Here is a 21,659-nt window from a genome sequence, read left to right as displayed (position 1 = left end):
TTCAGAAAAATCAGTAAAGCAGACGCGCGCGGATGGTGCCCGGGATCGCTTTCATCGCCTGTAGCGCATTAAACGCAACATCTTCTTCCGCATCGATATCAATCACCACATAACCCATTTGCGACGTGGTTTGCAAATACTGGGCCGCGATGTTCACGCCCTGCTCGGCGAAGATCTGGTTGATAGCGGTCAGAATGCCCGGACGGTTTTCGTGAATGTGCAGCAGACGGCTGACGCGCCCTTCGTGCAACGGCAGCGACACTTCCGGGAAGTTCACGGCTGACAGGGTCGAGCCGTTATCAGAGTACTTCGCCAGTTTACCTGCCACTTCCAGGCCGATGTTTTCCTGCGCTTCCTGGGTGGAGCCGCCCACGTGCGGCGTCAGGATCACGTTATCGAATTCGCACAGCGGTGAGTTAAACGGATCGCTGTTGGTGGCCGGTTCGGTCGGGAATACGTCGATTGCCGCACCCGCCAGATGTTTGCGTGACAGCGCATCGCACAGCGCCGGGATATCTACCACGGTGCCGCGCGCGGCGTTGATCAGCAGCGAGCCCGGCTTCATCAGCGCCAGCTGTTCCGCGCCAATCATATCTTTGGTGGAGGCGTTTTCCGGCACATGCAGGCTAACCACGTCGCTCATGTTAAGAAGTTCAGAGAGAAATTGTACCTGCGTGGCGTTGCCCAGCGGCAGTTTGCTTTCGATATCGTAGAAGTAAACGTGCATACCCAGCGATTCCGCCAGAATGCCCAGTTGGGTGCCGATATGGCCGTAGCCGATGATCCCCAGTTTTTTACCACGCGCTTCAAAAGAGCCCGCCGCCTGTTTGTTCCAGATACCGCGGTGCGCTTTGGCGTTTGCTTCAGGTATGCCGCGCAGCAGCAGCAGCAGTTCGCCGATCACCAGTTCGGCAACCGAACGGGTATTAGAGAATGGCGCGTTAAACACCGGCACGCCACGACGCGCCGCCGCCTGCAAGTCAACCTGGTTGGTGCCGATGCAGAAACAGCCTACCGCCACCAGTTTTTCCGCCGCAGCGAAGATCTCTTCAGTCAGATGAGTACGGGATCGCAGGCCGATGAAATGGGCATCACGGACGGACTCTTTCAGTTGCTCGCTGTCCAGCGCGCCTTTGTGATATTCGATATTGGTATACCCTGCTGCGCGCAGGCTATCGATGGCTTTCTGGTGAACACCTTCCACCAGTAAGAATTTAATCTTGTCTTTTTCCAGTGATACTTTTGCCATTTCCCGACCCTGTTATTCTGAGCTGATGTTGTGCTGGGTAATAAGTCACCCTTCTGCCAACATATCAAAATTTCGCGGCCCGGCAATATGAACGTTTGCGTCACGATTTTGAAGAAATATCATCCAACTGCAAAAGCCAGAATAAAATATTGCTCCAAAGAATAAAGACAAAAGGAATGACAGGAGTGTGTCGTAATTGTGACAGATGTCACCAAATTTCCCTGGGGAAATTTTTTTCTGGAACAGGGCACTTTCGTACCCCGCTCAGATCATTTCACGATGGTTTTCACACCGTCGGCGGTGCCGATCAGTGCGACGTCTGCGCCACGGTTAGCAAACAGCCCTACCGTGACCACGCCTGGAATGCTGTTAATTGCGTTTTCCAGCGCCACAGGGTCAATAATTTCAAGGCCATGCACGTCAAGGATCACGTTGCCGTTATCGGTCAACACGCCCTGGCGATACTCCGGACGGCCGCCCAGCTTAACCAGTTGACGCGCCACGCAACTGCGGGCCATCGGGATCACTTCCACCGGCAGCGGGAACGCGCCAAGGATATCCACCTGCTTGGACGCATCCGCGATACAGATAAATTTCTCCGCCACCGAGGCTATGATTTTCTCGCGGGTTAACGCCGCGCCACCGCCTTTGATCATCTGCATATGACCGTTGATCTCGTCAGCGCCGTCAACGTAGATCCCCAGCGAATCCACCTCGTTGAGGTCGTAAACGGTGATGCCGAGCGCCTTGAGTTTTTCGGTGGAAGCATCAGAGCTTGAAACCGCGCCATCGATTTGATGCTTAATGGTGCCAAGCGCATCAATAAAATGTGCGGCGGTCGATCCTGTACCCACTCCTACGATGGTGCCGGGCTGCACATACTGAAGCGCTGCCCAACCCACTGCTTTTTTCAGTTCATCCTGCGTCATGGTCTTTTGCCTGTGGTATGAAATCTGTGGCGCATTATAGAACAAGGCGTGACGAAAAGGGGCATCTATTGGCGCGGCAAATATCCGCCAGATTCTGTTTTTGTCGGTAACGCCGGGAAAATTATGTCATAGTGCCCAATAGTACCGATTATCAGGAATTCAGGAGCAGCCCCGAGACATGAAACGCCCGGACTACAGAACATTGCAGGCGCTGGACGCAGTCATTCGTGAACGCGGTTTTGAGCGCGCGGCGCAAAAACTGTGCATCACTCAATCGGCGGTGTCGCAGCGGATAAAGCAACTGGAGATTCTGTTCGGCCAGCCGTTGCTGGTGCGTACCGTGCCGCCCCGCCCGACCGAGCAAGGGCAAAAACTGCTGGCACTGCTGCGCCAGGTGGAGCTGCTGGAAGATGAGTGGCTGGGGGATGAGCAAACCGGCTCTACGCCGCTGCTGCTATCGCTGGCGGTTAACGCCGACAGTCTGGCGACGTGGCTGCTGCCAGCGTTAGCGCCGGTGCTGGTGGATTCGCCGATTCGCCTTAATCTTCAGGTCGAGGATGAAACCCGTACCCAGGAACGTCTGCGTCGCGGTGAAGTGGTCGGTGCGGTGAGTATTCAGCCCCAACCGCTGCCAAGCTGCCTGGTGGATCAACTGGGCGCGCTGGATTACCTGTTCGTGGCCTCGAAAGCCTTTGCGGAACGCTATTTCCCTAACGGCGTTACCCGCGCCGCGTTGCTGAAAGCTCCTGCCGTGGCGTTCGATCATCTGGACGATATGCATCAGGCATTTTTGCAGCAGAACTTCGACCTGTCGCCGGGCAGCGTGCCCTGCCACATCGTCAACTCGTCTGAAGCCTTTGTGCAACTGGCGCGTCAGGGCACCACCTGCTGTATGATCCCGCATCTGCAGATTGAAAAAGAGCTGGCAAGCGGTGAGCTGATCGACCTGACGCCGGGCCTGTTCCAGCGCCGGATGCTCTACTGGCACCGTTTTGCGCCGGAAAGCCGGATGATGCGCAACGTCACCGATGCGCTGCTGGAATACGGACACAGAGTGTTGCGCCAGGTATAAAAAAACCCGCCAGTGGCGGGTTTTTTGTTATTACTGCGCGGTTTGCGAAGGCGTAGTGGTCGCAGGTTGTGACTGCGTGGTGGTCTGCCCCTGGCCTGGCTGCAGTTCAAACACCACATCGACTTGATCGTCAAACTGAATGGTCGGTTGCTCGTAGGTTTCCTGGGCGGATACCGCAGGCGCGGCGTCTGCTTTCATCATGCGAACCACCGGGCTCGGCTGATAGTTGGAAACGTGATAACGCACGCTGTAAACCGGGCCGAGTTTGCCTTTGAAACCTTCCGCCAGCTGTTGCGCCTGGTGGGTGGCGTCATCAATCGCCGCTTTACGCGCTTTATCTTTGTATTGCTCCGGGTCCGCTACGGCTAAGGAGACTGCACGAATTTCGTTCAGGCCCGCTTTTAACGCCCCGTCGAGCAGGTTATTAAGCTTATCGAGCTGGCGTACAGTAACTTCAACGGTACGGATCGCGCGATAGCCTTTAAGAATGCTTTTGCCGTTCTGGTAGTCGTAATCCGGCTGGGTACGCAAATTTGCCGAATTGATATCTTTTTTCTCTACCCCGTTTTCCTGCAGGAAAGTGAGGTATTGCGCAACGCGGTCGTCAGCCTGTTTTTTAGCTGCGGCGGCGTCTTTAGCTGAAACATTCACTTCGATAGCGAGTGTCGCGATATCCGGCACCGCATCGACGCTTGCCGTCCCTGACGTCACGATATGTGGGCCGTTAGGCAGTTCGTTCGCCTGCACGCCACCCGCGCCTAATCCAATCATTGCCGCCAGGGCCATCACTTTAAACTTCACTGTTCTTCCTCCGTGTACGTTCCAGATCACACGCCCGGAAATAACACGGGCGCCACGTGCAAGCTTAGCCGCTGGCGTGCGAATGTCTATAAGAGAAAGATTAGTTAATCAGGTGTGACAAATGGTTAACGCCATCTTTCGCCAGCTGGAAAGCAATCACCCACATGACCAGCCCGACTACCGCATTGATAATCCGCTGCGCTTTGGCGGTACGCAGACGCGGCGCAAGCCAGGCGGCCAGTAACGCAAGCCCGAAAAACCACAGGAACGACGCGCTGACCGTGCCTAACGCAAAGGCGCGTTTTGGCCCTTCTTCAAGTTGACTGCCCAAACTGCCCAGCACCACAAAGGTATCGAGATAAACATGCGGGTTGAGCCAGGTTACCGCCAGCAGCGTGCCGATAATACGTAGCCGCCCCTGGCGCATCACTTCGGCATTGGCCAGTTCGATATTCTGGCTCATCGCGGTACGAAACGCACCCCAGCCGTACCACAGTAAAAAACCGACGCCGCCCCAGGTGACCAGCGCCAGCAGCCACGGCGACTGCATCAGGATAGCGCTGCCGCCGAAAATGCCCGCGCAGATCAGCGCTAAGTCGCTAATAGCGCAGAGCAGCGCAATCATTAAATGATACTGGCGGCGAATGCCCTGGTTCATTACAAACGCGTTTTGCGGGCCTAACGGAAGGATCATGGCTGCGCCAAGAGCAAGCCCTTGAAAGTAATAACTTATCACACTGCTTTCCTGAAATTCATAAGATAGAAAACCAGTGTAATGTGTCACCACCATTAGCTCTAACGCAAAATTTTAATCGCCAATAAGTATCACTAATACAAAAAGCTCTAGAAAAGCCAGCATTACGCTGGCTGAGGGTTATTGCGCGTCTGAAGGTTTCTCCAGCGACGTCGGCTTAATATCCTGTGCCGTGGTCTCGGTGATGATGGCCGGCTGCTTCGGCTGCGGCTTCTCTGACTGCGGTTGTTCCTGCTTAGGCTGCGCCAGCTGTTTGACGTTCACATCCATCTGTGGATACGGGATGCTAATGCCTTCGGCATCCAGCGCTTTTTTGGCGCGCTCCAGGATATCCCAGTAAACGTCCTGCAAATCGCTGCTTTTGCTCCAGCCGCGAACCACGAAATTAATCGAAGACGCGCCCAACTCGTTCATTCGCACCGTCCTTTCGCGATCCGGCAGGATACGTTCATCGGACATCACGATATCGGTCAGGATCTCGCGGACGCGATCGATATCCGCATCGTAGGACACGCCGATCACCAGCTCGTTACGGCGTACCGGCTGGCGAGAGAAGTTAATAATGTTGCCTGCGATAATCTTACCGTTTGGCACCACCACGTATTTACCGTCGGCAGTGATCAAGGTGGTCGAGAAAATCTGCACGTGCTGCACGGTGCCTGCAATCCCACCGAGATCGACATATTCCCCGGCGCGGAACGGACGGAAGGTGACCAACAGTACACCCGCCGCCAGGTTCGACAGCGACCCTTGCAACGCCAGACCCACGGCTAAGCCCGCAGCACCCAGCACGGCGATCACCGAGGCCGTCTGCACGCCCACGCGCCCCAGCGCGGCAATCAGCGTAAACGCGATAATGCCGTAACGCACCAGCGCGGACAGGAAATCCGCCACGGTGGCATCGATATGGCGCGCCAGCATCAGCTTGTTTACAGTATTGGAAATTGCGCGCGCCACAATCATACCCACGATAATAATCGCGATGGCCGCAACGATATTGACTAAATAACTCAACAGTAGCGCCTGGTTGGTCACCAGCCAGTTGCCAGCACCGTTGATGCTGTCGACAACATTCAAATCTTCCATTCACGGTTCCTTTTGCTATCGCTAATTAGGGTCTTCACTGCCCCGCTGGGCTTTGAATCACGGTTTATAAAGGGTAAACAAAAACGGGGAAGTGTGCCAAGTTGCTCACAGAAATGGCATACCGAAGCGGGTTTAGCGGGAGAAATTAAGAAAAACCCGCACAAGGCGGGTTTTATAGACAGGCGTTAGCGCGGCAAATTACAGAACGTCAACCGCGTTCAATTCTTTGAAAGCCTGCTCCAGACGGGTGATCATTGAAGTCTGGGCAGAACGCAGCCATACGCGCGGATCGTAGTATTTCTTGTTCGGCTGGTCTTCACCTTTCGGGTTGCCCAACTGACCTTGCAGATACGCTTCGTTAGCTTTGTAGTAGTTCAGAATACCTTCCCAGGTCGCCCATTGGGTGTCGGTATCGATGTTCATTTTGATCACGCCATAGCTGACGGAATCTTTGATTTCCTGAGCAGAAGAACCGGAACCGCCGTGGAACACGAAGTTCAGGCTGTTATGCGGCAGGTTGTGTTTTTTGGACACATAGTCCTGAGAATCGCGCAGGATAGTCGGGGTCAGTTTTACGTTACCCGGCTTATAAACGCCGTGAACGTTACCAAAAGAAGCTGCGATGGTGAAGCGCGGGCTGATCGCGTTCAGTTTGGTGTACGCGTAATCCACGTCTTCCGGCTGGGTGTACAGTGCAGAAGCGTCCATGTGGCTGTTGTCCACGCCGTCTTCTTCACCACCGGTGCAACCCAGTTCGATTTCCAGGGTCATGCCGATTTTGGACATGCGCTCCAGGTATTTAGAGCAGATCTCGATGTTCTCTTCCAGAGACTCTTCAGACAGGTCGATCATGTGAGAAGAGAACAGCGGTTTGCCGGTGGCTGCGAAGTGTTTCTCACCCGCGTCCAGCAGACCGTCGATCCACGGCAGCAGTTTCTTCGCGCAGTGGTCAGTGTGCAGGATCACCGGCACACCGTAGTGTTCAGCCATCTGATGCACGTGATGCGCGCCAGAGATCGCGCCAAGAATCGCAGCCTGTTGGCCTTCTGCTTTCAGGCCTTTGCCCGCGATAAACGCAGCGCCGCCGTTAGAGAACTGAACAATGACCGGAGCTTTAACTTTTGCAGCGGTTTCGAGCACTGCGTTGATGGAATCGGTGCCTACACAGTTAACCGCTGGCAGAGCAAAGTTATTCTCTTTAGCCACCTGGAAGATTTTCTGTACGTCATCACCCGTGACTACGCCCGGTTTTACGAAATCAAAAATTTTAGACATGTTTAGGTTGTCCTGTATCGTCGACCATCTTTTACCCGTTGTCTCTCGCGCCGCTGGCGTGATGGCTAAACCGGCGCATCCGAAACCGAAGCTTCAAATTAGCGCATCGTTTTGCCGCCTTCCTGCGATCTGAAATCCATTGGGTAGAAAAGTTATTTGAAAATCAGGCGGGTTTCCCCGCCTGTTCAACGCTTACTTCTTAGCACGCTCTTCGAGCATAGCTACGGCTGGAAGCACTTTGCCTTCCACGAACTCAAGGAATGCGCCGCCGCCAGTAGAGATGTAGGAAATTTTGTCGGAAATACCGAACAGATCGATGGCTGCCAGCGTGTCGCCGCCGCCTGCGATGGAGAACGCTTCGCTGTCTGCGATGGCGTTAGCCACGATTTCGGTACCTTTACGGAAGTTAGGGAATTCGAACACGCCAACCGGGCCGTTCCACAGAATGGTTTTGGCATTTTTCAGGATTTCAGCCAGTTTCTGTGCGGAAACGTCGCCGATATCCAGGATCTGCTCGCCGTCTTTCACGTCGGCAACAGATTTCAGGGTCGCTTCAGCGGTCTCAGAGAACTCCGTCGCTACGCGAACATCGGTCGGAACCGGAATATCGCAGGTGCTCAGCAGGCGTTTCGCTTCATCTACCAGATCCGCTTCGTACAGGGATTTACCCACGTTGTGGCCCTGGGCAGCAACAAAGGTGTTAGCAATGCCGCCGCCGACAATCAGCTGATCGGCGATTTTAGACAGGGAATCCAGTACGGTCAGTTTGGTAGAAACTTTAGAACCGCCAACAATAGCCACCATCGGGCGAGCCGGCTCTTTCAGGGCTTTACCCAGCGCTTCCAGTTCGTCTGCCAGCAGCGGACCTGCGCAAGCCACATCGGCAAATTTGCCCACACCGTGGGTAGATGCCTGCGCGCGGTGCGCAGTACCGAATGCGTCCATCACAAACACATCGCACAGCGCAGCGTATTTCTTCGCCAGCGTTTCGTCGTCTTTCTTCTCGCCTTTGTTAAAGCGAACGTTTTCCAGAACCACTAACTCGCCTTCAGCCACGTCTACGCCGTCCAGGTAGTCTTTAGCCAGACGTACCGGGTTGGAGAGTTTGTCTTTCAGGTAGTTAACAACCGGCAGCAGAGAGAATTCTTCGTTGTATTCACCTTCGGTCGGGCGACCCAGGTGAGAGGTTACCATCACTTTCGCGCCTTGTTTCAGGGCCAGTTCGATGGTCGGCAGCGATGCGCGGATACGGGCATCAGAAGTCACTTTACCTTCTTTAACCGGCACGTTCAGATCGGCACGGATCAGTACGCGTTTACCTGCCAGATCCAGATCGGTCATCTTAATTACAGACATGGTGAATCCTCTCGTTGATTCTTAAAGTTTTGCAGGCACAAATTGCACCTTACCGGAAACCTTGAGCGGCCATCGCTAACGTCGTGTCGAGCATTCGGTTAGCAAAGCCCCATTCATTATCACACCAGACCAGCGTTTTGATCAGATGCGAACCGCTGACCCGCGTTTGAGTACCATCAATAATAGCGCTGTGCGGATCGTGGTTAAAATCACTTGAGACCAACGGTAACTCCGTATAGTCAACTATACCACGAAATGTCTCTCGCGCCGCTTTTTGCAGCAACCCGTTGACTTCACAGGCTTTAACCGCTTTGTTCACCGTCACACTTAAATCAATGGCAGTGACGTTAATGGTCGGCACACGAACGGCGATGGCCTCAAAACGGTCGTTAAATTTGGGGAAAATACGCGTAATCCCCGCCGCCAGCCGGGTATCCACCGGAATAATCGACTGGCTGGCCGCCCGCGTACGACGCAAATCTGAATGCCAGGAATCGATAACTTGTTGATCGTTCATGGCCGAGTGGATCGTCGTCACGGTCCCCGAATCAATATCAAAAGCCTCATCAAGCAGCTTGATCACCGGGATAATACAGTTGGTGGTGCATGAGGCGTTGGAGACAATACGATGCTCCGCCTGCAGCGCGTCATGGTTCACGCCGTACACCACCGTGGCGTCTAAATCATTGCCGCCGGGGTGGGAGAAAAGCACTTTTTTCGCCCCCGCCGCCAGATGGGCTTCGCCATCGGCGCGCGATCCGTAAACCCCGGTGCAATCCAGCACCACATCGATGCCCAGTTCACGCCAGGGCAAATCCTGAAGCTCACGGTGATGAAGAAGCCGGACCACATCATCACCAATCCAGAGTTGTTCACACTCCTGGCGAACATCCCAGGAAAAGCGTCCGTGCGTGGTGTCGTATTTTAACAAGTGCGCCATGCCCTCGGCATCGGCTAACTCGTTGATCGCCACCAGTGTGATTTCCGCACGACGCCCGGATTCGTATAACGCGCGAACCACGTTGCGCCCAATGCGCCCGAACCCGTTTACCGCAATGCGTAATGTCATAGATCCCCTGCAAGGCATTCCAGGTGAGAGAAGTGGCTGACAGGGTAATGCAGCGACGTCACCAGGGGAATGCTTGCCGACCATAAACCCATTCCAATTGTTTATTTGTCGAGCGAAATACAAACTGAAACGCTTCAGCTAGGATAAGCGAAACGCGGAATAAAAGATATTCATCAGGCGTGAACAAAAACTGATATCTGATCTGCATCACACTTTCCTGCAAATCTGACCGGCAAATTATTCCAATGGCAGAATTATCGCTAAGCATTGCTGGATCTATTGTTTGCCCTGGCTCCCGTTTCCTGATTTATATCAGCAATTCATTTCTTGCGTCCTTATATTATCAGCCTCACGTCCGAGTCTCGGAGTAACCCGAATCCATGTCAAAAACATCTCTTACATCTTTACCCGCTTCCGGGGCGCGTTTTTACGCGTTACGCCTGCTTCCCGGCGACGAGGTTCTAAGCCAGTTACGCGCATTTATTCAACACCATCAACTGTACGCCGCCTGGATTGCCGGGTGTACCGGCAGCATGACCGATGTCGCGCTGCGCTATGCGGGGCGGGAAGAAACCACCCAGCTGCGTGGCACCTGGGAGGTAATATCCCTGAGCGGGACGCTGGAACTTACCGGCGAGCATTTACATCTTTCTATTTCCGATCCACAAGGCGCGATGCTCGGCGGCCATATGATGCCTGGCTGCACCGTTCGCACTACGCTGGAAATTATTATCGGCGAGCTAACGGCGCTGACCTTTAGCCGCCAACCCTGTGAAATTTCCAGTTACGAAGAACTGGTCGTCCATCCCCGTTACTAATCTAACAAGAGGTCATTTTATGGCTCAGCGCCACTTTTCCAGTCAAACTCTGGCACTTATCGTTATCGCCATCGCGATCAACATGATCGGCGGGCAATTAATCAGCATGCTGAAATTGCCTATTTTCCTCGATTCCATCGGCACGCTGATCAGCGCCGTGCTGCTCGGCCCGTTAATCGGCATGCTGACCGGGCTTATCACTAACCTCATCTGGGGCCTGCTTACCGACCCCATCGCCGCTGCTTTCGCGCCAGTGGCGATGGTGATTGGCCTGGTGGCCGGATGGCTGGCGAAAGCAGGCTGGTTCCGCACCCTGCCGAAAGTGATTGTCAGCGGCGTGATTATCACCCTCGCCGTGACCGTGGTGGCGGTTCCTTTGCGTACCGCACTGTTTGCGGGCGTGACCGGCAGCGGCGCTGATCTGTTCGTCGCCTGGATGCACTCGATGGGCCAGAACCTGGTGGAGTCTGTTGCTGTGACGGTGCTGGGTGCCAACCTGGTGGATAAAATCCTGACGGCGGTGATCGTCTGGATCCTGCTGCGCCAGCTTCCCCTGCGCACTACCCGCCACTTCCCGACCATGTCGGCAGTGCGGTAAATGCACCCGTTTACCTCATTAACGCTGTGGGCGTGGGCGGCTTGCGCCACGCTCCTGCTTCCCGCTGGCCTGGTTCTGACTCTCTATAGCGCCACGGCATTTGTCTCAATGCTGATATTTAAGGCGACGCGCCCAAGGGCGCGATACGTCGCCTGGCTGATGTTTTCGCTGGGTGCGGGCTTATGGCTGGTTCACGGCGGTTGGCTAACCGAGTGGATCAGCGGCCAGCCGCGCGATGCCCAACGCTGGGCAGACGCCACCACGCTGTGGCTGCGCATTCTGGCGATAGTCTCCACCTCACAACTGTGGATGGGATTTGTTCCGGCCCGCCAGTTTACCCGCGCCCTGTTCGCCAGCCGCCTGCCGCCGGGCATCGCCTATGTCTTTGCCGGGCCGCTGCTGGTAGTAGAACAACTTAAGCGCCAGCTTACCAGCATCAACGAAGCGCAACGGGCGCGCGGTGTGCCGCTTGATGGCCACTGGCATCAACGCTTGCGTGCCATCCCGGCGCTGATCGTTCCGCTGACCCATAATGCGTTGAATGATTTAGCGGTACGCGGCGCGGCGCTGGATATGCGTGGGTTTCGCCTGCATCCACGCCGCACTACGCTATGGGCTCCTGCGGACAGCGCCCTTCAACGCGTTGCGCGCTACGGGCTTATTGCTTTGATGTTTGCGCAAACGGGAGCCTGGTTATGGTTACGTTAGACGATTTTTGCTATCGCCCGCGCCATGCAACACAGCCCTCGGGCAGACTCAATTTCCACTATTCGCTGCCGGGAGTGGTGGCGATCTTCGGCGGCAACGGCAGCGGAAAAAGCACCCTCGCCCAACTGCTTGCCGGGTGGTATCCCGATTTTCTGCCAGGTGAAATCAGCGGCAAAGGCCAGTTACTCGGCCAACCCATCGGGTTGCAATCTTTAGTCGAGCAATCGCCAACGGTGCAACTGGTGCAACAATCCCCTGCCCTGCAACTTTCCGGCTGTACCTTTAGCGTGGAGGAAGAAGTGGCTTTCGGCCCGGAAAACCTCTGTCTGACGGAACAAGAGATCCTGCAACGCATTGATGAGGCGTTGACGCTGACCGACTGCCAGGCGCTGCGCCATCGGCATCCTGCAACCTTGTCCGGCGGTGAATCCCAGCGCGTGGTGATCGCCAGCGCGCTGGCGATGCGGCCCCGCCTGCTGCTGCTGGATGAAGCCTTCAGTCGCTTAACACCGCAGGCGACCCGGCGGTTATTAACGGTGCTTGCCGCATGGGCACAGGAGCGGCAGGCGCTGATCGTGCTGTTTGAGCGCAACCGCCAGCCGTTTCTCGATTATTGCCAGGCTTCCTGGCAACTGAAGGCAGGAGAGCTCACGCCGTTATGTTGAAGATAAACCAGATTGATTTTTCGTGGCCGAAAGCAGCGCAACCCTGCCTCAACGCGCTATCAATAGCGGTTGCGCCACGAGAAAGCGTCGCGCTGATCGGCGATAACGGCGCAGGCAAATCAACGCTGTTGCGTCTGATGGCTGGGCTACTTCAACCGACTCAGGGGGAGATCCACGTGCAGGGCGAATCGCTGGCGACACTGAAAGCCCAGCAACGCGCCCGGCTTATCGGTGTGCTGTTTCAGGAAGCGGAACACCAGATCCTCCACAGCCAGGTTTATACCGAAGTGGCGTTTGGCTTACGATTGCAGAAACGGCCTGAAGCGGAAATACACCAGCGTACCGAAGCGGCCCTGGCGCTATGCGGGCTGGAGAAAGTCGCGCAGGCGCACCCGCTGGATTTGCATGTGGCGCAACGCCGGATGGTGGCGGTTGCCAGTCTGGAAGCCATGGCGCCGCCGCTGATTTTACTGGATGAACCGAGCCGGGATTTTGACGCACACTGGCTGGCCATTTTCGAGCGCTGGCTCACGGGCTGTAAACGGCGCGGCGATACCATCATCGCCATCAGCCATGATTACGATTTCGCACGCCGCCACTTTCCGCGCGTGGTCCGGCTCAGCGAGGGGCGAATCAGCCAGGACGGCTCGCCGGAGCAGCTTCTGGTTAACGCATAAAAAAGGGCCGCATCAGCGGCCCTCATATTTTACTCTGGCGAATTACAGAATTGCTTTCGCCTGTTTCACCACGTTTTCCACGGTGAAGCCGAACTCTTCAAACAACTGCTCTGCCGGAGCAGACTCACCGAAGGTGGTCATGCCGACAACGGCGCCGTTCAGGCCGACGTATTTGTACCAGTAGTCAGCGATACCCGCTTCAACCGCCACACGTGCAGCAACTGCTTTCGGCAGCACGGATTCACGGTACGCCGCATCCTGCTTCTCGAACGCGTCGGTAGACGGCATGGAAACCACGCGCGCCTTCACGCCTTCCGCTGACAGTTGATCCCATGCCGCTACAGCCAGTTCAACTTCAGAACCAGTGGCGATCAGGATCAGCTGCGGCTGGCCGTCGCAATCTTTCAGTACGTAACCGCCACGGGCGATGTCCGCCAGTTGCTGTTCAGTACGCTCCTGCTGCGCCAGGTTCTGACGGGAGAGGATCAGCGCGGTCGGGCCGTCCTGACGCTCAACGCCGTATTTCCACGCCACCGCAGATTCCACCTGGTCACACGGACGCCATGTGGACATGTTCGGGGTCACGCGCAGAGAAGCGGTCTGTTCTACCGGCTGGTGGGTCGGGCCGTCTTCGCCCAGGCCGATGGAGTCATGGGTATAAACCATCACCTGGCGCTGTTTCATCAGTGCCGCCATACGCACCGCGTTACGGGCGTATTCCACAAACATCAGGAAGGTGGAGGTGTATGGCAGGAAGCCGCCGTGCAGGGCGATACCGTTGGCGATAGCGGTCATACCGAATTCGCGCACGCCGTAGTGGATATAGTTACCGGCAGTGTCTTCGTTGATCGCTTTCGAGCCGGACCAGATCGTCAGGTTGGACGGGGCCAGGTCAGCAGAGCCGCCGAGGAATTCAGGCAGCAGCGGGCCAAAGGCTTCGATGGCGTTCTGGGATGCTTTACGGCTGGCGATTTTCGCCGGGTTAGCTTGCAGCTTAGCGATAAATTCGTTGGCTTTCGCGTCGAAATCAGCTGGCATTTCGCCCTTCATACGACGGGTAAACTCAGCAGCCTGCTCCGGGAAGGCTTTCGCGTAGGCCGCGAATTTCTCATTCCATGCGGATTCTTTCGCGGCTCCGGCTTCTTTCGCATCCCACTGGGCATAGATGTCAGACGGGATTTCAAAGGCAGCGTGTTTCCAGCCAAGCGCTTCGCGGGTCAGCGCCACTTCTGCGTCGCCCAGCGGGGCACCGTGGGAGTCATGCGTACCGGCTTTGTTCGGTGAACCGAAGCCGATAACGGTTTTGCACATCAGCAGGGACGGCTTGTCGGTTACGGCGCGGGCCTCTTCCACGGCGCGTTTGATCGCGTCCGCATCATGACCGTCCACGCCGCGCACCACGTGCCAGCCGTAGGCTTCAAAGCGTTTTGCGGTATCGTCGGTAAACCAGCCTTCCACGTGGCCGTCAATGGAAATGCCGTTGTCGTCATAGAACGCCACCAGCTTGCCGAGCTTCAGGGTACCGGCCAGGGAGCACACCTCGTGGGAGATGCCTTCCATCATGCAGCCGTCGCCCATAAAGGCGTAAGTAAAGTGGTCGACAATGTCGTGGCCCGGACGGTTGAACTGCGCCGCCAGGGTTTTCTCGGCGATAGCCATGCCTACGGCATTAGCGATGCCCTGGCCCAGCGGACCGGTGGTGGTTTCCACACCGGCGGTGTAGCCCACTTCCGGGTGGCCCGGGGTTTTTGAGTGCAACTGGCGGAAGTTTTTCAGCTCGTCAATCGGCAGGTCATAGCCGGTGAGGTGCAGCAGGCTGTAAATCAGCATTGAGCCGTGGCCGTTGGACAGCACGAAGCGGTCGCGGTCAGCCCAGGCCGGGTTGTTCGGGTTATGGTTCAGGAAATCACGCCACAGGACTTCGGCAATGTCAGCCATGCCCATCGGGGCGCCCGGGTGACCGGATTTGGCTTTCTGTACTGCGTCCATGCTGAGCGCACGAATAGCATTGGCAAGCTCTTTACGAGAGGACATTTTGACTCCAGATCGGATAGTTAAAGGACAAAGCGTGTTAACGGCTTGACGATGGCACGTTATGGGCTACGCCCGGAAAAATTGAACAACAATGTAACCCAAGCCGCTTTCTATGTACATGGAGCATCCTTTTACCGCTTAAGAAATCTCTGGATCCTTCTCGCAGCTTGCGCAAGCTTCTCGCCCAGACCCTCAGCACTTCTTTATACTGAGTGTTACCGGCACGTTAATGTGCTAAACAAAAACTGATTACGACACTTTTAGCGGAAGCCTACACATGAAGATGCGCGCGATATTGCCAGGCCTGGTTGCCGTTGCTCTGCTGAGCGGTTGCCAGAATATGGACTCCAACGGGTTGCTCACCTCCGGCGCCGAGGCGTTTCAGGCGTATACCTTAAGCGATGCGCAGGTCAAAGCGCTCAGCGATGAAGCCTGTAAAGAGATGGACGGCAAGGCGACGATTGCGCCTGCGGGCAGCCAGTACGCTCAACGTTTGAATACCATCGCCTCTGCGCTGGGCGATAACATTAACGGCCAGCCGGTAAACTATAAGGTTTACATGGCAAAAGACGTCAACGCCTTCGCGATGGCGAACGGCTGTATCCGCGTCTACAGCGGGCTGATGGACATGATGAACGATAACGAAGTCGAAGCGGTTATCGGCCATGAAATGGGCCACGTCGCGCTGGGGCACGTGAAGAAAGGCATGCAGGTGGCGCTGGGTACTAACGCCGCGCGCGTTGCCGCCGCCTCTGCGGGCGGCGTGATCGGCAGCCTGTCACAGTCGCAGCTTGGCGATTTAGGCGAGAAGCTGGTTAACGCACAGTTCTCTCAGCGTCAGGAATCCGAAGCGGATGATTACTCTTACGATCTGCTGCGCAAACGCGGCATCAACCCTATCGGGCTGGCAACCAGTTTCGAAAAGCTCCAGACGCTGGAAGCGGGCCGTCAAAGCTCAATGTTTGACGATCACCCGGGCTCTGCCGAACGCGCCCAGCATATTCGCGATCGTATGAAAGCGGATGGGATTAAGTAATAAAAAAGCGCCGAAAGGCGCTTTTTTTATCGGTTTTGATCTGGCGTTATTGGCGCAGGCAGTTTGGACTCGGCCAGCGCGCAGCTACCGGAACGTACATGCGGTACGTGAGGATGGCGAGCACTGCCCGGGTTCAAAATGGCAAGCAAAATAGCCAGATTACTCGCCTTTCTTAGCGGCCTGGATATACAGCATTTCCAGCGCTAAGGTGGCTGCGGCCAGCGCCGTGATCTCAGACTGGTCGTAGGCCGGCGCCACTTCCACCACGTCCATACCCACGATGTTCAAATCTTTCAGACCACGCACCAGCTTGATGGCGCGATCGGAGGTCAGCCCGCCGATCACCGGGGTGCCAGTGCCCGGTGCAAACGCCGGATCCAGGCAGTCGATGTCGAAGGTCAGGTAAACCGGCAGATCGCCAACGATCTGTTTAACCTGGGCGATAATATCGTCCACGCCGCGATCGTTCACCTGGCAGGCGTCCAGTACGGTGAAGCCGTTGTCTTTATCGAATTCAGTGCGAATGCCGATCTGAACGGAGTGGTTCGGGTCGATCAGGCCTTCTTTCGGCGCGGTGAAGAACATGGTGCCGTGGTCAAACTCGCAGCCGTTCGCGTAGGTGTCGGTGTGCGCATCGAAGTGCACCAGCGCCATTTTGCCGAAGTGTTTAGCGTGAGCGCGCAGCAGCGGCAGGGTCACGAAATGGTCGCCGCCGAAAGAGAGCATGCGTTTACCCGCAGCCAGCAACTTCTCCGCGTGGGCCTGCAGTTTTTCGCTCATTTCACGGGCATCGCCGAACGCGTAAACCAGATCGCCACAGTCCACTACGTTCAGACGCTCGCGCATGTCGAAGTTCCACGGGAAGCGGTTGTGCTCCCACGCGAGGTTGGTGGAAACCTGGCGGATCGCCGCCGGGCCGTGACGGCCACCTGCGCGGCCAGACGTCGCCATATCAAACGGGACGCCGGTGATCACCCAGTCAGCGTCGCTGTCGTAGGGCTGGAAATTCATTGGTAAACGCAAAAAACCAAAGGCGTTGGATACCAGAGAGTTATCGTATTGATGGCCTAAGGTGCTCATTGATATGACCTCTTTCGTAAAGTCGATGTAAAAAAAATCCCTTCCGCGTCGTTAAGCCCGACGAGGAAGGGATTGATTAGAGTCAGTTTGCTGGCGCGAATTATCGCCGTGTTTTATGCCGGGTTCAAGCGTCTGCATGACCATCAGTATAGCCAGGCAGACGCAGCCGGGTGATTACTCGTCTTCGAGGTAGGTGTACCCGTAAAGACCGGCTTCAAACTCCTCCAGGAACTGCTGTTGCAGCGCATCGTCCAGATCGGTGTTTTTCACCTGGTCGCGGAACTGGGTCAGCAGCGTGTTCGGGTCAAGCTGCACGTATTGCAGCATGTCCGCCACGGTATCCCCTTCGTCAGACAGTTCAACTTCCACGCTGCCATCAGGGAAGACAAACACGTCAACCGCTTCGGTATCGCCGAACAGGTTATGCATGTTGCCAAGAATTTCCTGATACGCGCCCACCATAAAGAAGCCCAGCATCGGCGGGTTCTCCGGGTCGTATTCCGGCATCGGCATGGTGGTGGCAATCCCGTCGCCGTCGATATAGTGATCGATGGCACCGTCAGAGTCGCAGGTGATATCCAGCAGCACCGCGCGGCGTTCCGGGATCTGGTTCAGCCCTTCCAGCGGCATGACCGGGAACAACTGGTCGATACCCCAGGCATCCGGCATGGACTGGAACAGGGAGAAGTTGATGTACATCTTGTCCGCCATGCGCTCTTGTAACTCGTCAATGATCGGACGATGCGCACGGTTGCTGGGATCGAGCTGTTTCTGCACTTCATGGCACATGCTCAGGTAGAGCTGCTCCGCCCACGCGCGCTCCTGCAGGCTAAACGCGCCTGAAGAATAACCCACGTGAATGTCGTGCAGGTCCATCTGGCTGTCGTGCAGCCATTCGCGCAGCGAACGGCGGGTGCCCGGCTCGTGCATCTCCTGCCAGGTTTCCCACATGCTCTGCAACGCACGCGCCGCATCGTCGGCAGGCGCGGTCGGAACGGTATATTCGTTGCGCTCAACGCCGATGATATTGGACACCAGTACGGTGTGGTGCGCGGTCACCGCGCGGCCAGACTCGGTGATCACCGTCGGGTGCGGCAGACCGTTTTCTTCACAGGCATCGCCAATCGCCCAAATGATGTTATTGGCATATTCGTTCAGGCCGTAGTTCACCGAGCAGTCGGACTGCGAGCGGGTGCCTTCATAGTCCACGCCCAGACCGCCGCCCACGTCGAAGCACTGGATGTTGACGCCCAGCTTATGCAGTTCAACGTAGAAACGCGCAGATTCACGTACGCCAGTGGCGATGTCGCGGATGTTCGCCATCTGCGAGCCGAGGTGGAAGTGCAGCAGTTGCAGGCTGTCGAGACGGCCCGCTTCGCGCAGCATCTCAACCAGTTGCAGAACCTGGGTCGCCGCCAGGCCGAATTTGGATTTTTCACCGCCGGAGGATTGCCATTTACCGGAGCCCTGAGACGCCAGACGCGCACGCACACCCAGGCGCGGCACCACGTTCAGACGCTCGGCTTCTTCCAGCACGATGCGGATTTCCGACATTTTTTCGATAACCAGATAGACCTTATGGCCCATCTTCTCACCGATTAATGCCAGGCGAATGTATTCACGGTCTTTATAGCCGTTACAGACGATAACGGAACGCGTCATGCCCGCATGGGCCAGTACGGCCATCAACTCCGCTTTCGAGCCTGCTTCCAGGCCCAGCGGTTCACCGGAGTGGATCAGCGTTTCGATAACGCGACGATGCTGGTTAACCTTAATCGGGTAAACCAGGAAGTAATCGCCGTTATAGCCATAGGATTCACGCGCGCGCTTGAACGCGGCATTAATAGAACGCAGGCGGTGCTGTAAAATCTGCGGGAAGCAGAATAGCGCAGGCAAGCGCTGGCCTTGCGCTTCGCGGGCTTTCACCAGTTTGGCGAGATCCACGCGGGCTTCCGGGACGTCGGGGTCCGGGCAGACACTGATGTGGCCCAGTTCATTGACGTCATAGTAATTATTGCCCCACCAGGCAATGTTGTAGGTGCGCAGCATTTTACTGGCTTCCTGAGAACTCATTGCAACCTCCTGCATGGAACGTAGTACACCCTGTTCGCCTGCTGACGAAGGCGAAAATGAAGACATGTCGTCAGACATAGCGAACCTCAAACTCTGTTGAAAGTGTATACCCGATACCGTCGGGCATAGCGAAGTTGACTACTATCGCAGCGTTAAAATGCGATAACAACCCATAAACAGCCGGACCTGGCAGCATAGTACGCTGACCGCCCCGCTGTGCGACCGGTTTCATATTCATATCATTGTAAAACACGTATCCGAACGCTGTATGACAGGTTCGACGAAACCACGAGAAAACCCTTGCTTAGCAAGAGCGCCCTTGTTCAGTCATCGCAAACTGTTAACCGGCCCGGGAATCCTGAGAAGCGCCGAGATGGGTAGAACATCGGCAGGTTTGCAAAAAAGGGATGCAGGTTGAGAGGGACAACAGTACACCAGAACGGTGTGACAGATTCTGCAGATTACTCCGATTCATTATTTCGTATCACCTCCACGCCAACCTCGATGGGCAAGCGACAAGCAAAGCTAATGGTTAATGCTCAACCCGGCTGGAAGTGGCGACACGAACAATTGTCGTGCGCTTTTTTTCACCCTTCGCCACAGAAGCGAAAACGGGGAAGCCGCGCGCGCCGTTTTATACCGACAACAGGGGGTAAATGCAAAATAAAAATCGTGGGTTTGACGCTGATGTCAGGAAATATTGCCATTTCCGCCGTTTCGCCGGTTTTACGCAGAATAAAAATTGCTGGAAAAGGGACGAATAAATGACCTAGAATAGCCGTCCAGATGTTAATCCATCTATATACCCACTGTGCTTCAGGACACTTTGCACAAGGCGACATCGCCCGGTAAGAGAAAAAGAGGATTAACACTCATCGCCTGTATTGCCTGCAAGCCGCTGCCACAAGGCAGGTAAGCGCTTTAAATACAATACGTTGAGTTAACTAATTATTACCGAGTTTAAACGAACATGGCTAAACACCTTTTTACATCCGAGTCTGTATCAGAAGGGCATCCCGATAAAATCGCTGACCAGATCTCCGATGCAGTCCTTGACGCGATTCTGGAGCAAGATCCGAAAGCGCGCGTGGCCTGCGAAACTTATGTGAAAACCGGCATGGTTTTAGTGGGCGGTGAAATCACCACCAGCGCATGGGTAGACATCGAAGAGATCACCCGCAACACGGTCCGCGAAATCGGCTACGTGCATTCTGATATGGGCTTTGATGCCAACTCCTGCGCGGTGCTGAGTGCGATTGGCAAACAGTCCCCGGACATTAACCAGGGCGTTGACCGTACCGATCCGCTGGAACAGGGCGCGGGCGACCAGGGCCTGATGTTTGGTTATGCTACCAACGAAACCGACGTGCTGATGCCAGCACCGGTGACCTACGCGCACCGTCTGGTGCAGCGCCAGGCTGAAGTGCGTAAAAACGGCGCGCTGCCGTGGCTGCGCCCGGATGCGAAAAGCCAGGTGACCTTCCAGTACGATAACAACAAAATCGTTGGTATCGACGCGGTGGTGCTGTCTACCCAGCACGCAGAAGACATCGACCAGAAATCCCTGCACGAAGCGGTGATGGAAGAGATCATCAAGCCGGTTCTGCCTGCAGAATGGCTGAGCGAAACCACCAAATACTTCATCAACCCAACTGGCCGTTTCGTTATTGGTGGCCCGATGGGCGACTGCGGCCTGACAGGTCGTAAAATTATCGTTGATACCTACGGCGGTATGGCTCGTCACGGCGGCGGCGCGTTCTCCGGTAAGGATCCATCAAAAGTTGACCGTTCCGCAGCCTACGCGGCGCGCTATGTGGCGAAAAACATCGTTGCCGCAGGCCTGGCTGACCGTTGTGAAATCCAGGTGTCCTACGCGATTGGCGTGGCGGAACCGACGTCCATCATGGTGGAAACCTTTGGTACTGAGAAAGTGCCGACCGAGCAATTGACTCTGCTGGTTCGCGAATTCTTCGATCTGCGCCCTTACGGCCTGATCCAGATGCTGGATCTACTGCACCCAATCTACAAAGAGACGGCGGCATACGGTCACTTTGGCCGCGAGCATTTCCCGTGGGAAAAAACCGACAAAGCCGCGCTGCTGCGTGACGCTGCCGGTCTGAAATAAATTTTACGCTTAAGGTAAAAGGCGTTTATTACGTACCCAATAAACGCTGTAAAAAAATCCGGGAACGTTCTGCGTTTCCGGATTTTTTGCTTATTAGAGCGTCCACACCTTCTCCATCTATAACCAACGCAAACAAAGCAGGAATCCTGCTCTGACAGGGAAGTGAAATCCGGTAGTAACCGTTCTGGTTATTCCAGGAATTGAATATATTCAATCAGTTCCGTTGCCGCTTATTAGCTTCCCACCAATGGAAG

21 protein-coding genes are annotated in these 21,659 nt (G+C 55.6%); 8 read left to right on the top strand and 13 right to left on the bottom strand.

What is annotated here, in order from left to right; all coding sequences use genetic code 11:
* Window positions 1-10 precede the first annotated feature (10 nt).
* Complete coding sequence (gene serA, locus ACVV26_RS03740; protein WP_312980709.1) at window positions 11-1,249, bottom strand: phosphoglycerate dehydrogenase; 1,239 nt, start codon at window positions 1,247-1,249, stop codon at window positions 11-13.
* A 269-nt stretch (window positions 1,250-1,518) separates the two neighbouring features.
* Window positions 1,519-2,178 (bottom strand): ribose-5-phosphate isomerase RpiA, encoded by a 660-nt coding sequence (gene rpiA / locus ACVV26_RS03735; RefSeq protein ID WP_183170162.1) that lies wholly within the window; start codon window positions 2,176-2,178, stop codon window positions 1,519-1,521.
* 178 nt (window positions 2,179-2,356) lie between these two features.
* Here rpiA and argP point away from each other — a divergent pair, with 178 nt between their 5' ends.
* On the top strand, window positions 2,357-3,250 hold the full coding sequence (argP, locus tag ACVV26_RS03730; RefSeq protein WP_312980707.1) for a DNA-binding transcriptional regulator ArgP: 894 nt from the start codon (window positions 2,357-2,359) through the stop codon (window positions 3,248-3,250).
* Between the two features lie 30 nt (window positions 3,251-3,280).
* On the opposite strand, the gene ACVV26_RS03725 is transcribed toward argP, so the two are convergent.
* The 6 genes from ACVV26_RS03725 to epd all read right to left on the bottom strand — a co-directional run bounded on the left by ACVV26_RS03725 (window position 3,281) and on the right by epd (window position 9,591).
* On the bottom strand, window positions 3,281-4,051 hold the full coding sequence (locus ACVV26_RS03725; RefSeq protein ID WP_474800054.1) for an oxidative stress defense protein: 771 nt from the start codon (window positions 4,049-4,051) through the stop codon (window positions 3,281-3,283).
* A gap of 100 nt (window positions 4,052-4,151) precedes the next feature.
* Window positions 4,152-4,787 (bottom strand): arginine exporter ArgO, encoded by a 636-nt coding sequence (gene argO / locus ACVV26_RS03720; protein ID WP_474800052.1) that lies wholly within the window; start codon window positions 4,785-4,787, stop codon window positions 4,152-4,154.
* Between the two features lie 138 nt (window positions 4,788-4,925).
* Window positions 4,926-5,891, bottom strand: coding sequence for a small-conductance mechanosensitive channel MscS (mscS, locus tag ACVV26_RS03715; RefSeq protein WP_474800051.1), 966 nt, complete (start codon window positions 5,889-5,891; stop codon window positions 4,926-4,928).
* 198 nt (window positions 5,892-6,089) lie between these two features.
* Window positions 6,090-7,166, bottom strand: coding sequence for a class II fructose-bisphosphate aldolase (gene fbaA / locus ACVV26_RS03710; protein ID WP_474800050.1), 1,077 nt, complete (start codon window positions 7,164-7,166; stop codon window positions 6,090-6,092).
* 192 nt (window positions 7,167-7,358) lie between these two features.
* Window positions 7,359-8,522 (bottom strand): phosphoglycerate kinase, encoded by a 1,164-nt coding sequence (gene pgk, locus ACVV26_RS03705; protein WP_474800049.1) that lies wholly within the window; start codon window positions 8,520-8,522, stop codon window positions 7,359-7,361.
* 49 nt (window positions 8,523-8,571) lie between these two features.
* A complete protein-coding gene (gene epd, locus ACVV26_RS03700) occupies window positions 8,572-9,591 on the bottom strand; it encodes an erythrose-4-phosphate dehydrogenase (protein WP_474800048.1) in 1,020 nt (339 codons plus the stop codon).
* Between the two features lie 380 nt (window positions 9,592-9,971).
* On the opposite strand from epd, the gene ACVV26_RS03695 reads away from it, so the two are divergent.
* From ACVV26_RS03695 to ACVV26_RS03675, 5 genes are read left to right on the top strand one after another with little or no spacing between them, the layout of a single operon-like run.
* Window positions 9,972-10,409 carry a PPC domain-containing DNA-binding protein gene (locus ACVV26_RS03695; protein ID WP_474800047.1) on the top strand — a complete coding sequence of 146 codons (438 nt, stop codon included), beginning with the start codon at window positions 9,972-9,974 and terminating at the stop codon, window positions 10,407-10,409.
* A gap of 19 nt (window positions 10,410-10,428) precedes the next feature.
* Window positions 10,429-11,007: an ECF transporter S component gene (locus ACVV26_RS03690; RefSeq protein ID WP_474800046.1), complete on the top strand. Its 579-nt coding sequence runs from the start codon at window positions 10,429-10,431 to the stop codon at window positions 11,005-11,007.
* On the top strand, window positions 11,008-11,715 hold the full coding sequence (locus tag ACVV26_RS03685) for an energy-coupling factor transporter transmembrane component T (RefSeq protein ID WP_474800044.1): 708 nt from the start codon (window positions 11,008-11,010) through the stop codon (window positions 11,713-11,715). It begins immediately after the preceding gene.
* Window positions 11,703-12,380 carry an ABC transporter ATP-binding protein gene (locus ACVV26_RS03680; protein WP_474800042.1) on the top strand — a complete coding sequence of 226 codons (678 nt, stop codon included), beginning with the start codon at window positions 11,703-11,705 and terminating at the stop codon, window positions 12,378-12,380. Before ACVV26_RS03685 ends, ACVV26_RS03680 begins: the two co-directional genes overlap by 13 nt.
* Window positions 12,374-13,057, top strand: coding sequence for an energy-coupling factor ABC transporter ATP-binding protein (locus ACVV26_RS03675; RefSeq protein ID WP_474800041.1), 684 nt, complete (start codon window positions 12,374-12,376; stop codon window positions 13,055-13,057). Before ACVV26_RS03680 ends, ACVV26_RS03675 begins: the two co-directional genes overlap by 7 nt.
* A 42-nt stretch (window positions 13,058-13,099) precedes the next feature.
* Here ACVV26_RS03675 and tkt read toward each other — a convergent pair whose 3' ends face one another.
* Window positions 13,100-15,091: a transketolase gene (gene tkt / locus ACVV26_RS03670; RefSeq protein WP_312980680.1), complete on the bottom strand. Its 1,992-nt coding sequence runs from the start codon at window positions 15,089-15,091 to the stop codon at window positions 13,100-13,102.
* Window positions 15,092-15,368: 277 nt separating this feature from the next.
* On the opposite strand from tkt, the gene loiP reads away from it, so the two are divergent.
* On the top strand, window positions 15,369-16,127 hold the full coding sequence (gene loiP, locus ACVV26_RS03665; RefSeq protein ID WP_312980677.1) for a metalloprotease LoiP: 759 nt from the start codon (window positions 15,369-15,371) through the stop codon (window positions 16,125-16,127).
* A 159-nt stretch (window positions 16,128-16,286) separates the two neighbouring features.
* Here the strand turns inward: loiP and speB are convergent, their stop codons facing one another.
* The 4 genes from speB to ACVV26_RS03645 form a co-directional block, all read right to left on the bottom strand.
* Window positions 16,287-17,207 carry an agmatinase gene (gene speB, locus ACVV26_RS03660; protein ID WP_474800040.1) on the bottom strand — a complete coding sequence of 307 codons (921 nt, stop codon included), beginning with the start codon at window positions 17,205-17,207 and terminating at the stop codon, window positions 16,287-16,289.
* Window positions 17,208-17,381: 174 nt separating this feature from the next.
* Window positions 17,382-19,358 carry a biosynthetic arginine decarboxylase gene (gene speA / locus ACVV26_RS03655; RefSeq protein ID WP_474800039.1) on the bottom strand — a complete coding sequence of 659 codons (1,977 nt, stop codon included), beginning with the start codon at window positions 19,356-19,358 and terminating at the stop codon, window positions 17,382-17,384.
* Window positions 19,351-19,476: a virulence promoting factor gene (locus ACVV26_RS03650; protein ID WP_474801715.1), complete on the bottom strand. Its 126-nt coding sequence runs from the start codon at window positions 19,474-19,476 to the stop codon at window positions 19,351-19,353. The genes speA and ACVV26_RS03650 overlap by 8 nt, the downstream gene beginning before the upstream one ends.
* Window positions 19,477-19,620: 144 nt before the next feature.
* Window positions 19,621-19,755 carry a hypothetical protein gene (locus ACVV26_RS03645; RefSeq protein ID WP_419901054.1) on the bottom strand — a complete coding sequence of 45 codons (135 nt, stop codon included), beginning with the start codon at window positions 19,753-19,755 and terminating at the stop codon, window positions 19,621-19,623.
* Window positions 19,756-20,250: 495 nt separating this feature from the next.
* Between ACVV26_RS03645 and metK the strand changes: the two genes are divergently transcribed.
* A complete protein-coding gene (metK, locus tag ACVV26_RS03640; protein ID WP_312980668.1) occupies window positions 20,251-21,405 on the top strand; it encodes a methionine adenosyltransferase in 1,155 nt (384 codons plus the stop codon).
* Window positions 21,406-21,659 lie beyond the last annotated feature (254 nt).

This window comes from Atlantibacter sp. MEI4A-1023 (assembly GCF_056155425.1).
This window is presented reverse-complemented; position numbering and strand designations above follow the sequence as displayed.